Annotated in this window: 12 protein-coding genes; 11 read left to right on the top strand and 1 reads right to left on the bottom strand. The window is 62.6% G+C overall.

The window, feature by feature from the left end:
• Positions 1 to 67 precede the first annotated feature (67 nt).
• From boxC to boxA, 3 genes are all read left to right on the top strand, one after another.
• Positions 68 to 1,738: a 2,3-epoxybenzoyl-CoA dihydrolase gene (gene boxC, locus AB6809_RS06255; RefSeq protein WP_371026083.1), complete on the top strand. Its 1,671-nt coding sequence runs from the start codon at positions 68 to 70 to the stop codon at positions 1,736 to 1,738.
• A 46-nt stretch (positions 1,739 to 1,784) separates the two neighbouring features.
• On the top strand, positions 1,785 to 3,212 hold the full coding sequence (gene boxB, locus AB6809_RS06260; RefSeq protein WP_006052525.1) for a benzoyl-CoA 2,3-epoxidase subunit BoxB: 1,428 nt from the start codon (positions 1,785 to 1,787) through the stop codon (positions 3,210 to 3,212).
• Between the two features lie 90 nt (positions 3,213 to 3,302).
• On the top strand, positions 3,303 to 4,544 hold the full coding sequence (gene boxA / locus AB6809_RS06265; RefSeq protein ID WP_006052526.1) for a benzoyl-CoA 2,3-epoxidase subunit BoxA: 1,242 nt from the start codon (positions 3,303 to 3,305) through the stop codon (positions 4,542 to 4,544).
• A gap of 24 nt (positions 4,545 to 4,568) precedes the next feature.
• Here boxA and AB6809_RS06270 read toward each other — a convergent pair whose 3' ends face one another.
• Positions 4,569 to 5,282, bottom strand: a complete 714-nt coding sequence (locus AB6809_RS06270) for a TetR/AcrR family transcriptional regulator (protein ID WP_044021962.1) — start codon at positions 5,280 to 5,282, stop codon at positions 4,569 to 4,571.
• 352 nt (positions 5,283 to 5,634) lie between these two features.
• Between AB6809_RS06270 and AB6809_RS06275 the strand changes: the two genes are divergently transcribed.
• The 8 genes from AB6809_RS06275 (at position 5,635) to AB6809_RS06310 (ending at position 15,557) form a co-directional block, all read left to right on the top strand.
• Positions 5,635 to 6,942: a Zn-dependent hydrolase gene (locus AB6809_RS06275; protein ID WP_006052528.1), complete on the top strand. Its 1,308-nt coding sequence runs from the start codon at positions 5,635 to 5,637 to the stop codon at positions 6,940 to 6,942.
• A gap of 120 nt (positions 6,943 to 7,062) precedes the next feature.
• Complete coding sequence (locus AB6809_RS06280) at positions 7,063 to 8,412, top strand: NAD(P)-dependent oxidoreductase (RefSeq protein WP_006052529.1); 1,350 nt, start codon at positions 7,063 to 7,065, stop codon at positions 8,410 to 8,412.
• 58 nt (positions 8,413 to 8,470) lie between these two features.
• Positions 8,471 to 9,799: an NAD-dependent dihydropyrimidine dehydrogenase subunit PreA gene (gene preA / locus AB6809_RS06285; RefSeq protein ID WP_371026084.1), complete on the top strand. Its 1,329-nt coding sequence runs from the start codon at positions 8,471 to 8,473 to the stop codon at positions 9,797 to 9,799.
• A gap of 112 nt (positions 9,800 to 9,911) precedes the next feature.
• Positions 9,912 to 11,423, top strand: coding sequence for an NCS1 family nucleobase:cation symporter-1 (locus AB6809_RS06290; RefSeq protein ID WP_029967589.1), 1,512 nt, complete (start codon positions 9,912 to 9,914; stop codon positions 11,421 to 11,423).
• Positions 11,424 to 11,503: 80 nt separating this feature from the next.
• Positions 11,504 to 12,955 carry a dihydropyrimidinase gene (gene hydA / locus AB6809_RS06295; RefSeq protein ID WP_371026085.1) on the top strand — a complete coding sequence of 484 codons (1,452 nt, stop codon included), beginning with the start codon at positions 11,504 to 11,506 and terminating at the stop codon, positions 12,953 to 12,955.
• Positions 12,956 to 13,307: 352 nt separating this feature from the next.
• Entirely contained in the window at positions 13,308 to 14,090 is a 783-nt protein-coding gene (locus AB6809_RS06300) for an amino acid ABC transporter substrate-binding protein (protein WP_114156271.1), read from the top strand.
• Positions 14,091 to 14,112: 22 nt separating this feature from the next.
• Positions 14,113 to 14,790, top strand: a complete 678-nt coding sequence (locus AB6809_RS06305) for an amino acid ABC transporter permease (RefSeq protein ID WP_371026086.1) — start codon at positions 14,113 to 14,115, stop codon at positions 14,788 to 14,790.
• The gene (locus tag AB6809_RS06310; protein WP_371026087.1) at positions 14,790 to 15,557 is read left to right on the top strand and encodes an amino acid ABC transporter ATP-binding protein; all 768 of its coding nucleotides are present in this window, start codon (positions 14,790 to 14,792) and stop codon (positions 15,555 to 15,557) included. The genes AB6809_RS06305 and AB6809_RS06310 overlap by 1 nt, the downstream gene beginning before the upstream one ends.
• The last annotated feature ends 38 nt before the right edge of the window (positions 15,558 to 15,595 follow it).

Raw genomic sequence — 15,595 nt, forward strand, 5'->3', positions numbered from 1 at the left:
TTTACATGGGTGTGACGATGCACTATTGTTCGATCAACAACTCGCATCGTCCAGTCAGGAGACGCCCATGTCCACAGCAGAAACCGCCATCGCGCCGGTCGACTACCGCACCGATCCCTCGCAATACAAGCATTGGAAGCTGAGCTTCAACGGCCCGGTGGCGACACTCGCTATCGACATCGCGGAGGACGGCGGCATTCGCGACGGCTACAAGCTGAAGCTGAATTCGTACGACCTTGGCGTCGACATCGAACTGCACGACGCCATCCAGCGCATCCGTTTCGAGCATCCGGAAGTCAGGACCGTCGTGTTGACGAGCCTGAAGGATCGCGTGTTCTGCTCGGGCGCGAACATCTTCATGCTCGGTCTTTCGTCGCATGCGTGGAAGGTCAACTTCTGCAAGTTCACGAACGAAACGCGTAACGGTCTCGAAGACTCGTCGCGCCACTCGGGGCTCAAGTTTCTTGCCGCGGTGAACGGCGCGTGCGCGGGCGGCGGTTACGAACTCGCGCTTGCCTGCGACGAAATCTATCTGGTCGACGACCGCTCGTCGTCGGTGTCGCTGCCGGAAGTGCCGCTGCTCGGCGTGCTTCCCGGCACTGGCGGCCTCACGCGCGTCACGGACAAGCGCCGCGTGCGCCACGATCGCGCCGACATCTTTTGCACGGTGGTCGAAGGCATTCGCGGCGAGCGCGCGAAGGCATGGCGTCTCGTCGATGAGGTCGTGAAGCCGAATCAGTTCGACGCGGCCATTCAGGCCCGCGCGCTCGAACTTGCCGCGCAAAGCGATCGTCCTTCCGACGCGCCGGGCGTGAAGCTGACGCGCATCGAGCGCACGGATCGCGAAGACGGCCTGACCTATCAAACGCTCGACGTGACGATCGACCGCGCGAAGCGCATCGCGACATTCACCGCGAAAGCGCCGCAAACACAGCAGCCCACGACGACTGACGCGATTGTCGCCGCGGGCGCAAACTGGTGGCCGCTGCAATTCGCACGCGAACTCGACGACGCGATTCTCTCGATGCGCACCAACGAACTCGAAGTCGGCACGTGGGTGTTCCGCACCGAAGGCGACGCGCGCAATCTGCTCGCCGTGGATGCCGTGCTGCTGCAGCACAAGGATCACTGGTTCGTGCGCGAGACGATTGGCCTGTTGCGCCGCACACTCGCGCGAATCGACGTGTCGTCGCGGTCGCTCTTCGCGTTGATCGAGCCGGGCTCGTGCTTCGCCGGCACGTTCGCGGAACTCGCGTTCGCCGCGGACCGTTCGTACATGGCCGCGCTGCCGAGCAACGAAGACGAGGAGCCGGCCATCACGCTGTCGGAAGTCAACTTCGGTCTCTATCCGATGGTCACGCATCAATCGCGACTCGCACGCCGCTTTTATGAGGAAGCCGAACCAATCGACGCGGTGCGCTCGCTGATCGGTCAACCGGTCAAGCCGGTCGAGGCGGAGCGTCTTGGTCTCGTCACCGCGGCGCCGGACGACATCGACTGGGCCGACGAAATCCGCATTGCGCTGGAGGAACGCGCGGCGATGTCGCCGGACGCGCTGACGGGACTCGAAGCGAATCTGCGTTTCAACGGACCCGAAACGATGGAGACGCGTATCTTCGGCCGCCTCACCGCATGGCAGAACTGGATCTTCAACCGGCCGAACGCTGTGGGCGAGAAGGGCGCGCTCAAGGTGTACGGCAAGGGCAGCAAGGCGCAATTCGACGTCTCGCGCGTTTGACGCCCCGACGCGGGCCTCTCACCTTCAGCATCGCAAGGAACCGACCATGTCAACGATCAACTACAGCGAAAAGATTCCGAACAACGTCAACCTCGCCGACGACCGCGCGCTGCAACGCGCGCTCGAACAGTGGCAGCCGAACTTCCTGTCGTGGTGGGGCGACATGGGCCCGGAAGGCTCGCACGGCTACGACGTGTATCTGCGCACGGCAGTGAGCGTGGACGCGGGCGGCTGGGCGCATTTCGATCACGTGAAGATGCCGGACTACCGCTGGGGCATCTTCCTGACACCGGGCGACCAGGACCGCAAGATTCATTTCGGCGAGCACAAGGGCGAGGCCGCGTGGCAGGACGTGCCCGGCGAGCATCGCGCGAATCTGCGGCGCATTATCGTGACGCAAGGCGATACGGAGCCCGCTTCCGTCGAGCAGCAACGGCACCTCGGCCTGACCGCGCCTTCCATGTACGACTTGCGCAACCTCTTTCAGGTCAACGTGGAAGAAGGGCGGCATCTGTGGGCGATGGTGTATCTGCTGCATCGCTATTTCGGCCGCGACGGTCGTGAGGAAGCCGAAGCATTGCTCGGCCGCCGTTCGGGCGACGAGGACAATCCCCGCATTCTGGGCGCGTTCAACGAAAAAACGCCGGACTGGCTCGCGTTCTACATGTTCACGTATTTCACCGACCGCGACGGCAAGTTCCAGCTTTCCGCGCTCGCGGAATCGGGCTTCGATCCGCTCGCGCGCACCACGAAGTTCATGCTGACCGAAGAAGCGCATCATATGTTCGTCGGCGAATCGGGCGTGTCTCGCGTGATTCAGCGCACCGCGCAGGTGATGAACGAACTCGGCACCGACGACGTCGCAAAGATCCGCGCTGCTGGCGTGATCGATCTGCCGACCATTCAGCGCTATCTGAACTTCCATTACTCGGTGACGATCGACCTGTTCGGCGCGGATCATTCGTCGAACGCGGCGACGTTCTACAGTTCGGGCCTCAAGGGCCGCTATGAGGAAGGCAAGCGCGACGACGATCATCAATTGAACGGGCAGAGCTACAAACTGCTCGACGTGCAGGACGGCAAGCTGGTCGAACGCGAAGTGCCGATGCTCAATGCAATGAACGAAGTGCTGCGCGACGATTACATCAAGGATTCCGTGGCGGGCGTGGCGCGCTGGAACAAGGTGCTTGAAAAGGCCGGCATCGACTTTCGCATGACCGTGCCGCACAAGGCGTTCAACCGGCAGATCGGCACCTTTTCCGGCACGCGCGTGTCGCCCGACGGCCGCGTGGTCAGCGAAACCGAGTGGGCGGCGAACGAAGCAAAGTGGCTCGCCACGCCGGAAGATCGCGCATTCGTTGCTTCGCTGATGGGGCGCGTGGTGGAGCCCGGCAAGTTTGCGAACTGGATTGCGCCGCCTGCGATGGGCGTGAACCGTCAGCCGGTCGATTTCGAGTACGTGCGCTTTAACTGAACGCACGCAAAGTAACGCGAAGTACGCGAAGTACGCGCGGCATCAACCAGGCGCGGCGCGCTCGTACAGCACTACATGGTGGAGGAAGTCATGAACGGCCCAGTGTCGATCGAGGTTCTCAGGCAGCATCTGATCGATCCGGAAATCTGCATTCGCTGCAACACCTGCGAAGAGACCTGTCCGATCGACGCGATCACGCACGACGACAACAACTACGTCGTGAAGGCGGATGTCTGCAACGGCTGCATGGCTTGCGTGCCGCCGTGTCCGACCGGCGCGATAGACAACTGGCGCACCGTGCTGAAGGCCGACGCGTATCCGATCGAAGAGCAATTCACGTGGGACGTATTGCCCGAGCAGAACACGATGGCGGTGCCTGCCGCCGACGAATCGCCCACCGCGGGCACGGCTAACGATGCCGCGGCAGACGCAAGCGGCATCGAAGTGGATACCGTGCGCGGCTCGGTCGTGCCGCCGTGGTCCGCTGCGAAGCCGTACGTGAATCTCTACACGCACAAAGCGCCGACCACCGCGACCGTGGTCGGCAATTACCGGCTCACGGACGCATCGACGGAAAGCGACATCCATCACATTGTGCTGGATTTCGGATCGATGCCGTTTCCTGTGCTCGAAGGCCAGTCGATCGGCGTGCTGCCGCCGGGCGCGACCGCCGACGGCCGTCCGCATCACGCGCGCCAGTATTCGATTGCGAGTCCGCGCGACGGCGAGCGGCCCGGCTACAACAACGTTTCGCTGACCGTGAAGCGCGTCTCGCAACAGCATGGCGATTCGATCGACGGCGTCTGCTCGAACTATCTGTGCGACCTGAAAAAGGGCGACGCGGTGACGGTAATCGGTCCGTTCGGCGGCACCTTCCTGATGCCGAACCATCCGAACTCGCATCTGCTGATGATCTGCACCGGCACCGGCTCCGCACCGATGCGCGCGATGACCGAGTACCGCCGGCGCCGTCGCCTGAAGGGCGCGACCGGCAAACTGATGCTGTTCTTCGGCGCGCGAACCAAGGAGGAGTTGCCTTACTTCGGGCCGCTAACTAATTTGCCGAAAGACTTTATCGACACCAATCTGGCGTTTTCACGCACGCCGGGCCAGCCGAAACGTTATGTGCAGGACGCCATGCGTGAGCGTGCGGTCGACGTCGCGCATCTGCTGAAGGACGACAACACGCATGTCTATGTGTGCGGCCTGAAGGGCATGGAAGACGGCGTGCTGCAAGCGCTCAAGGAGATCGGCGAGCAGCATCAGATGGATTGGGACGCGCTGTGGGCGAGGCTCAAAAAAGAAGGGCGCCTGCATCTGGAGACGTATTGATTCAGGCCAGCCAAAGAAAAAGCCCTATCTTGAAGGGTCCGCGCCTTCGTCGCGCTGTGCGGGCGACACCGCGCCGCACGCGCGAATCACGAGTTGCACGACTTCTTCGGTCGTCGCCTCGAATGACTTCTTCGTCAACGCGCGCTTGCCTTTGAGCGCGCGAATCTGCGCGTCGAAATCGGCGTAGTGCTGCGTGGTCGCCCAGATCATGTACATCAGCGTGCGCGCATCGACGGGCGCCAGCAGTCCTCGCGCAATCCAGTCGTCGATCACCTTCACGCGCGTATCGAGCCACGGCTTGACTCGCTCTGTGAGGATGTCTTCCATGTGCTCCGCGCCGTGGATGATCTCGCTCGCCCACACCTTCGAGCCGAGCGGACGCCGGCGCGACAGTTCCATTTTCGCGCGCACGTATCCGCCGATTGCATCGACGGGGTCGTCGCTGCATTCGAATGTATCGGCCGCGCGATGCCAGTCTTCGAACAGATCTTCGAGCACTCGCCGGTAGAGCGCGAGCTTGGTCGGGAAGTAGTAATGCACGTTGGCTTTCGGTAAGCCTGCGCGCTCGGCGATCATCGCGGTGCTCGCGCCGTCCAGTCCGCGCTCGGCGAAAACCGCCTCCGCACACGCCAGAAGATGCGCTTCATTCGACTCACGAATGTGCGCCTTGCGCCGCCGCAAAGGCGCGCGTGTTTCGTCGTTTTGCGTGATACCCGCAGCCACGTCGTCGTCTCTCATGTTTGCCTTCGGCGGCATGCGTGCCGCGCCGCGCTTCATTCTAGTCGCTCGACGCCGCGCTCACACGCGTATTTGTCACGCGATGCCTCTTCGTGCTGCAACGCAATGGCACGCTTCTCGCTCTCTTTGTCTCCGTGCGAAAGGCATTGATTTGGCGATGTTAATCGTCTACAACCTGTCCAACTGGACAGGATTGAACGAGCGGGGCGCGCCTCAGGGTTAGCCCTTGTTCCCGGAGCCAAAGGGCGTATCGAATTTTGCACCGCGACCGTGCGGACACGCCCCACAAAGGCCAACAAATCCGCCGCCGATGCACCAGTTTCATGTCGGTTCACCGAAAGGAGAGAGACGAATGAACGCGGTTACTGAAGCGCTGAAGGGCGCCCCGAAGGCCACTGTCGCCGCGAACGCGGAACAGGTCACGTCGATAAAGGTCGATGGCAAACGTCTATGGGACAGCCTGATGACGATGGCGAAGATCGGCGCAACGCCCAAAGGCGGCGTATGCCGTCTTGCGCTGACCGATCTCGACAAGGAAGGGCGCGACCTGATAGTTAGCTGGGCGAAACAAGCCGGCTGCTCGGTCAGCGTCGATCAGATGGGCAACGTCTTCATGCGCCGCGCCGGGCGCAATCCGGACGCGCTGCCGGTCATGACCGGCTCGCATGCCGATTCGCAGCCGACGGGCGGACGCTTCGACGGCATCTACGGCGTGCTTGGCGGTCTCGAAGTGATTCGTAGCTTGAACGATCACGGCATCGAAACCGAACATCCTGTTGAAGTCGTGATCTGGACCAACGAGGAAGGCTCGCGTTTCGCGCCGGCGATGGTGGCGTCGGGCGTGTTTGCGGGCGTGTTTCCGCTCGAGTACGGTCTGTCGCGCAAGGACGTGGACGGCAAGACGATCGGCGAGGAGTTGCAGCGTATCGGCTATGCCGGCGATGTGCCGTGCGGCGGCCGTCAGTTGCATGCGGCGTTCGAACTGCATATCGAGCAGGGGCCCATTCTCGAAGCCGAGCAGAAAACCATAGGCGTCGTGACGGACGCGCAAGGCCAGCGCTGGTATGAAATCACGCTGACCGGGCAGGAAGCGCATGCGGGTCCGACGCCGATGCCGCGGCGGCGCGATGCGTTGCTGGGCGCGTCGCGCGTCGTCGATCTCGTCAATCGCATTGGGCTCGACAACGCGCCGCTCGCGTGCGCGACGGTCGGCATGATGCAGGTGCATCCGAACTCGCGCAACGTCATTCCAGGCCGCGTGTTCTTTACCGTCGACTTCCGTCATCCCGAAGATGCGGTGCTAGCAAAAATGGATGCCGCGTTGCGCGAAGGCGTCGCGCGAATTGCGAGCGGCATTGGCCTCGAAACAGAACTCGAGCAGATCTTTTATTACGCGCCGGTCGCCTTCGACGAAGCCTGCGTGAAGTCCGTGCGCGCGGCGGCCGAGCGCTTTGGTTATTCGCATCGCGACATGGTGTCCGGCGCGGGCCACGACGCCTGTTATCTCGCGCAGGTCGCGCCGACTTCGATGGTGTTCGTGCCGTGCGTCGACGGCATCAGCCACAACGAAATCGAGGACGCCACCTTCGAATGGATCGAGGCGGGCGCGAATGTGTTGCTGCACGCGATGCTCGAGCGCGCATGCGAGCCGGTTTCGTAGCGCGTCGGAATTTGCTTTAGCTGCTTTACCGCAGTGCCAGACAAAACACGCCGTGCGGGCTTCGCTCATGCGAGTGCCGACAGATGCGGCTGCGTCCTCACATCGACAGAAGGAACGTGTATGGCCATCAAGCAAACCGGCGACATCGCCGCGCGGCGCCTGTCGCCCGAACAGCTCTCCTGCGAGTTCTCCGACATTGCGCCGTTGCTCGACGCGAGTGCCGCCGCGGCTGCTGCGAGCCGCTGTCACTACTGCTATGACGCGCCATGCGTGAACGCGTGCCCGACGCAGATCGACATTCCCAGCTTCATTCGCAAGATCGGCAACGGCAATCTGAAGGGCGCAGCCGTGGATATTCTGTCGGCCAATCCATTAGGCGGCATGTGCGCGCGCGTCTGTCCGACCGAGATCCTTTGCGAAGGCGCTTGCGTGCGCAACCATCAGGACGCGAAGCCCGTGGCGATCGGCGCGCTGCAACGTCATGCAACCGACTGGGCGATGGCGCGCGGCGAAGCACTCTTCACGCGCGCACCGGAGACCGGCCGGCATGTTGCTGTGATCGGCGCGGGCCCGGCGGGACTCGCATGCGCGCATCGCCTCGCGCTCGCCGGCCACAACGTGACGATCTACGACGCGCACGAAAAGGCCGGCGGCCTCAACGAATACGGCATTGCGGCGTATAAGACCGTCGACGATTTCGCGCAGCGCGAGGTCGAGTGGCTGTGCTCGGTGGGCGGCATCGAGATCAGGCACGGTGTGGCGCTCGGCCGCGACGTGCAACTCGATGCACTGCGCAATCAATACGATGCGGTGTTCCTCGCGATCGGTCTCACCGGCGTTCGCGCGCTCGCGATGGCGGGCGAGGACCTGAGCGGCGTGATGAACGCCGTCGACTTTATCGAAGCGCTTCGCAGCGCGCGCGACTTCGGCACGGTGCCGGTAGGCCGCCGCGTCGTCGTGATCGGCGGGGGCAATACGGCGGTCGATGCGGCAGTGCAAAGCCGCAAGCTCGGCGCGGCCTCGGTGACGATGGTGTATCGGCGCGGCGTCGAATCGATGAGCGCGACGTGGGCCGAGCGCGACTTCGCGCAGACCAACGGCGTGACGCTCATCACGCATGCAACGCCGCTGCGTTTGATCGGCGAGAACGGTGTGGTGACCGGCGTCGAGTTCGAACGAAGCTTCAACACCGGCGACGCCGAGCGCTTCGTGATCGAGGCCGACATGGTGCTGAAGGCAATTGGTCAGACGCTCGTGCCCGCGGGCATAGCACGCGAACTGCTGACGCTCGACGGCGGCCGCATTGCCGTCGATGCAAACGGCCAGACCTCGCTCGCGGGCGTGTGGGCCGGCGGCGATTGCGCGGCGACGGGCGGCATCGATCTGACGGTGCAAGCCGTGCAGGACGGCAAGCTCGCCGCCGAAGCCATACACGCGCAGTTCGCGCGCGCCGACATCAAGGCCGCCTAGCGCGCATTGTCGCTAGCAACGAGTCACATAAAAAACAGCCGTCCCCAAGGAGCCGAACATGGCCGATCTGCGCTGTACGATTGCCGGCATTACTTCGCCGAATCCTTTCTGGCTCGCTTCGGCGCCGCCGACCGACAAGGCCTATAACGTGAACCGCGCGTTCGAAGCGGGTTGGGGCGGTGTGGTGTGGAAGACGCTCGGCCTCGATCCGCACGTGGTCAACGTGAGTTCGCGCTATGGCGCCGTGCAATGGAACGGCCAACGCATCGCGGGCCTGAACAACATCGAGTTGATTACCGACCGTCCGCTTGACGTCAATCTGCGTGAGATCGCGCAGGTCAAGCGCGACTGGCCCGAGCGCGCAATGATTGTCTCGCTGATGGTGCCGTGCAACGAGCATGACTGGAAATGGATTCTGCCGCTTGTCGAAGACACCGGCGCCGATGCGGTCGAATTGAATTTCGGCTGTCCGCATGGCATGAGCGAACGTGGAATGGGTGCGGCCGTCGGCCAGGTGCCCGAGTACATCGAGATGGTCACGCGCTGGGTGAAGGAGGGCACGAAGCTGCCGTGCCTCGTGAAGCTCACGCCGAACATCACCGATATTCGCGTGGGTTCGCGCGCGGCCTACAAGGGCGGCGCGGATGGCGTGTCGTTGATCAACACGATCAACTCGATTGTCGCCGTCGATCTCGACGCGATGTCGCCGTTGCCGATGGTCGACGGCAAGGGCACGCACGGCGGTTACTGCGGCCCGGCGGTGAAGCCGATTGCACTGAACATGGTCGCCGAAATCGCGCGCGATGTGGAAACGCCGAACCTGCCGATCTCGGGCATCGGGGGCATTTCGACGTGGCGCGATGCCGCCGAATTCATGGTGCTGGGCGCGGGCAGCGTGCAGGTGTGCACGGCGGCCATGCACTACGGCTTTCGCATCGTGACCGATCTCGCCGACGGCCTCTCGAACTGGATGGACGAAAAAGGCTACGTCACGCTCGACGATATTCGCGGCCGTGCGGTGCCGAACGTGACCGACTGGAAGTACCTGAATCTCAACTACAGCATCAAGGCGCGCATCGATCAGGACAAGTGCATCAAATGCGGCCTGTGCCATATCGCGTGCGAAGACACCGCGCACCAGGCGATCACAAAAGAAAAAGATGGCGTCCGGCATTTTGAAGTGGTGGACTCCGAATGTGTGGGCTGCAATCTGTGCATGCACGTGTGTCCGGTCGAGCAATGCATCACGATGGAGCGCGTGGACAGCGGCGAGTATGCGAACTGGACCACGCATCCGAACAATCCGGCGCGCGTGAACGCGGCACAGAGCGAAGCGCAGGAAGCCGCTGCGAGCGCGGAACCGGCGCACGCAGCGAAAGCAGCCTGAAACAAGGGGTTTTTGTCGTTGCGCAGTGTTTGTACATAAGCCGTGTTTCCCTTTAACGCCCGACGCGTTCACAGAAACGCGCGGGCTTCGACGATCAAGTGGAGATCATTCGATGAAGCAGACCGCGAACTCCGTCGATCCGCAATTCGCGGCCGGCGCGCAAGGCAGCAGTCTTTATAACGACGACCTCGCGCCGACCGGCCCCGCGCAGCGCACATGGCGCTGGTATCACTTCGCCGCGCTGTGGGTCGGCATGGTGATGAACATCGCGTCGTACATGCTCGCCGCGGGCCTGACCGAGCAGGGCATGTCGCCGTGGCAGGCGGTGGTGACCGTGCTGCTCGGCAACCTGATCGTGCTGGTGCCGATGCTGCTGATCGGCCACGCCGGCGCGAAGCACGGCATTCCGTACGCGGTGCTGGTGCGCTCGTCGTTCGGCACGCAAGGCGCCAAGTTGCCGGCGATGCTGCGCGCTATCGTGGCGTGCGGCTGGTACGGGATTCAGACGTGGCTCGGCGGCAGCGCGATCTATACGCTGCTCAACATTCTGACCGGCAACGCGCTGCACGGCGCGGCCTTGCCGTTGCTCGACATTTCCGTTGGACAGCTCGCGTGTTTTCTCGCGTTCTGGGCGCTGCAAATCTACTTCATCGTGCACGGCACCGATTCGATCCGCTGGCTCGAAAGCTGGTCGGCGCCGATCAAGATCGTGATGTGCATCGCGCTCGTGTGGTGGGCGACGTCGAAGGCGGGCGGCCTCGGCTCGATGCTGTCCGCGCCGTCGCAGTTCGTGCCGGGCGGCAAGAAAGAAGGCATGTTCTGGGCGACATTCTGGCCGGGCCTTACCGCGATGGTCGGCTTCTGGGCGACGCTCGCGTTGAACATTCCCGACTTCACGCGCTTCGCGAGGACGCAGCGCGATCAGATGATCGGCCAGTCGATCGGCTTGCCTGTGCCGATGGCCTTGCTGTCGGTGATCTCGGTGGTCGTGACCTCGGCGACGGTGGTGATCTACGGCAAAGCGATTTGGGATCCTATCGATCTGACAAGCCGCATGACAGGCATCGGCGTCGGCCTTGCACTCGTGATCCTCACACTCGATACGATGTGCTGCAACCTGGCCGCGAATCTCGTCGGTCCCGCGTATGATTTTTCGAGCCTGTGGCCGAAGGGTATTTCGTATCGCGCGGGCGGCATGATTACCGCGACCATCGCAATCGTCATGATGCCGTGGAAGATTCTCGCCACCACGCAGGGCTATATCTTCACGTGGCTCGTCGGCTATTCGGCGCTGCTCGGTCCGGTCGCGGGCATTCTGATGGTCGATTACTTTCTGATTCGCGGTACGCGGCTCGATCCGCGCGAACTGTTCGACGAGCGCGGCGAATACAGCTATACGGGCGGCTGGAATATCGGCGCGGTGGTCGCGCTTGTGATCGGCGTGTTGCCGAATCTGCCGGGCTTTTTGCACACCGCGTTTCCTGCTTCGTTCGCCAACGTGCCGTCGATCTTCAATACGCTCTACACGTATGCATGGTTTGTCGGGCTCGCGTTGGCGTCGATCGTGTATAGCGCGTGGATGAAGTTCAGCAAGGGACCGAGCGCACGCGTGGCAAGCGCTTGAAGTCGTGGGGCGCGTGGCGCGCGTAGCATGCGTGGCCCAGACGGCAGCGAGATAAGCAAGTCAATTAAGGAGGCGGCAACATGACGACCCTGATTCGCGGCGGCACCGTGATCGATGCGGAAAACACCTACCGTGCCGATGTTTTATGTGCCGACCCGCAAGACGGTGGCACCATTCTGCAAATCGGTGTGGACCTCGAAGCGCCGGCTGACGCTGCAATAGTCGACGCGGGCGGGCAATACGTGATGCCAGGCGGCATCGATCCGCACACGCATATGGAACTGCCGTTCATGGGCACGACGGCGAGCGACGATTTCTATACCGGCACCGCAGCGGGATTGTCGGGCGGCACGACGAGCATCATCGACTTCGTGATTCCGAGCCCGAAGCAGAGCCTGATGGAGGCGTTCAAGGAGTGGCGCGGCTGGGCGGAGAAGGCATCGGCGGATTATGGTTTTCATGTGGCCGTCACCTGGTGGGACGATTCGGTGTATCGCGACATGGGCACGCTCGTGCACGAGCACGGCGTGTCGAGCTTCAAGCATTTCATGGCCTATAAAAACGCCATCATGGCCGACGACGAAGTGCTGGTGAACAGCTTCTCGCGCTCGCTCGAACTCGGCGCGTTGCCCACGGTGCACGCGGAAAACGGCGAACTCGTGTTCCAGTTGCAGCGTCAGTTGCTGGCCAAAGGCTTCACGGGTCCCGAGGCGCATCCGCTGTCGCGGCCGCCCGAGGTCGAAGGTGAGGCCGCGAATCGTGCAATACGCATCGCGCAAGTGCTGGGCGTGCCGGTGTATATCGTGCACGTGTCCGCGAAAGATGCCGTCGACGCCATCTCCCGTGCGCGCAGCGAAGGGCTGCGCGTGTTCGGCGAAGTGCTGCCCGGCCATCTCGTGATCGACGAAAGCGTGTATCGCGATCCCGACTGGACGCGCGCCGCGGCGCATGTGATGAGCCCGCCGTTCCGCTCGGCCGAACATCGTGAGGCATTGTGGCGCGGTTTGCAGGCGGGGCAGTTGCATACCACGGCGACCGATCATTGCGTGTTCTGCGCGTCGCAAAAGGCGATGGGCCGCGAGGACTTCACGAAGATCCCGAACGGCTGCGGCGGCGTGGAAGATCGCATGGCGGTGCTATGGCATCACGGCGTCAACTCGGGGCGTCTCACACTGAATGAGTTCGTACGCATTACGTCGACGAATGCCGCGCAGATTTTCAACCTGTACCCGCGCAAAGGTGCGATACGGGTCGGCGCGGATGCGGACATCGTCGTGTGGGACCCGCAGGCAAGCAAGACGATCTCGGTGAAGACGCATCATCAGAAAGTCGACTTCAATGTGTTCGAAGGGATGACCGTGCAAGGCGTGGCGATGCATACGCTCACGCGCGGCGCCCTTGCATGGACCGACGGCGATCTGCGCGCCGTGCGAGGCGCGGGCCAATATCAGAAGCGCCCGCCGAACCCGGCTTACTTCGACGCGATCCGTGTGTCGAACAAGCTGAAAGAGCCGCACCGCGTCGAGCGGTAGGGCTTCTGCCATCGTGACAGGCGGCGCCGACATATAAGCCCCGCGCCGCCTTTTCCACGCTGCCGCGCATTCGCCGCGGCACGACCGTCTCGCGTTTTCCCCGATGGCGCCGCGCCCACGTTCCATGTTGCGATGCATGCCGCGTCTTCACATCTGCTGTAGAGTTGAAGTTCATGCGATGGCGGAGGTCACCGCTGTGGCTTAGCACGCATGCGCATATGGATTGGAAAGCTGATCCTTTGTAAAACGGCAAGCCGTTTGCTACAGTCCGCCCACTCCGCCGGGCGTGAGCGCCCGCGCGACTGCCAACAGAAGACGAGGCATACGGCCTGGCCACTTTAGGGAGCCACACATGAAGTCGATTCGTTCCATTTTGCTGGTTGCGCTGCTACAGGCGGTCGCCGTGAGCTCCGTCTTCGCGGCCGACGAGTTCGCGCAGATCAAGTCCTCGGGCGTGTTCAGGATCGGCACCGAAGGCACCTATGCGCCGTTCACGTACCACGACGAATCGGGCAAGCTGACCGGCTTTGATGTGGAGATCGGCACGCAGATCGCACAGCGCATCGGCGTCAAGCCGCAATTCGTCGAAGGCAAATGGGACGGCCTGATCGCGGGGCTCGACGTGAACCGCTACGACGCGGTGATCAACGAGGTCGCGGTCACGGATGCGCGCAAGGCGAAATACGATTTCTCGGACCCGTACATCACGTCGCACGCGGCGCTGATCGTGCGCTCGGACAACACGACGATCAAGAACTTCGACGATCTGAAAGGCAAGAAATCGGCCAACACGCTGACCAGCAACTTCGGCAAAATTGCCGCGTCGCACGGTGCGGAAGTGATTCCGGTGCAGGGCTTTAACGAGTCCATCGACCTGCTGACCGCGGGCCGCGTCGATGCAACCGTCAACGATTCGCTGTCGTTCCTCGACTTCAAGAAGCACAAGCCGAATGCGAAGGTGAAGATCGCTACGCTGGATACGTCGCCGGAAAGCAGCGACAAGTCCGCCGTGCTGATCCGCAAGGGCAGCCCCGAACTCGTCGCGGCAATCAACAAGGCACTCGCCGACATGAAGAAAGACGGTACGTACGCGAAGATTTCGCAGAAGTACTTCGGCAAAGACGTCTCCCAGTAAACGCCTTTCGCGAGTCTGAATCATGCCGGCATGGTTGCATCTGATGGCGCAGTCGCTGTGGCCGCTGCTGTATGCGGGGCTCGTGTTCACGGTGCCGCTTACGCTGGCGTCGTTCGCTATCGGGCTCGCGCTCGCGTTTATCGTGGCGCTCGTGCGGCTCTTCGGGCCGAAATGGGCGGTGGCGGCGGTGCGCTTCTACGTGTGGCTGTTTCGCGGCTCACCGTTGCTCGTGCAACTATTCGTGATCTTCTACGGCTTGCCGAACGTCGGCATCGTGCTCGATCCGTTGACGGCGGCGATCATCGGTTTCTCGCTGAACGTGGGCGCGTATAACTCGGAAGTCATACGCGGCGTGATCGAGTCGATTCCGAAAGGGCAGTGGGAGGCCGCGTATTCGATGGGCATGACGCGCGAACAGGCGCTGCGTCGCGCGATTCTGCCGCAAGCGACGCGTGTCGCGTTGCCGCCGTTGTCCAACTCGTTCATCGCGCTCGTGAAGGACACGTCGCTCGCGGCGGTGCTGACCGTGCCCGAGGTGTTCCAGGCCGCGCAGAGAATTGCTTCGGTGACCTACGAACCGTTGATTCTTTATACCGAAGCCGCACTCGTGTATCTGCTGTTCAGTTCGGTGCTGTCGTCGGCGCAAGTCAGCCTCGAGCGAAAATTCGGCCGTCATGCACTCTTTCAGGCGGGCAACTGATGATCCGACTGGAAAAAATCGACAAGTACTTTTCCGGGCACCGTGTGCTCGATTCCGTCGATCTGCAACTCGCGCAGGGCAACGTGACCGCGCTGATCGGACCGTCGGGCAGCGGTAAGAGCACGCTGTTGCGCTGCGTGAATCTGCTCGAGATTCCCGAGTCGGGTTCGCTCGAAATCGGCGATCAGAAGCTCACGTTCAGTCAGGACGAGCGGCCGTCGCGCGAAACAGTGCTGACGATTCGTCGCCGTACCGGCATGGTGTTTCAGAACTTCCAGTTGTTTCCGCATCTCACGGTACGTCAGAACGTGATGGAGGGGCTCCTCACCGTGCTCAAGTGGGACAAGGAAAAAGCGCGGGCCCGCGCCGATGAATTGCTCGAGAAAGTCGGCATCGCGCATAAGGCCGATGCGTGGCCCGTCACGCTGTCGGGCGGACAGCAGCAGCGCGTGGCGATCGCGCGTGCGCTGGCGCCGTCGCCGGAAGTGTTGTTGTGCGACGAGCCCACGTCCGCGCTCGATCCTGGTCTCGCTGCCGAAGTCGTCGAAGTGCTGAAGCAACTCGCGAGCGAAGGCATGACCATGCTGATGGCGACACATGATTTGCGTCTCGCCGCTACGATCGCGCGCGACGTGGTGTTTCTCAACAACGGCGTGGTGGTGGAGGCGGGGCCGTCGCGCGAGGTCTTCATCCGGCCTCGACAGGACGAGACCGCTCGTTTCGTGTCGACGCTCACGCACAGCTTGCCGGAAGCGTGGACGGAGTGAAGCGCGATTGATCAGGTAGGGTGGCTGATTAACCCTGC

Source organism: Paraburkholderia sp. RCC_158, assembly GCF_041355255.1.
GTDB lineage: Bacteria > Pseudomonadota > Gammaproteobacteria > Burkholderiales > Burkholderiaceae > Paraburkholderia > Paraburkholderia graminis.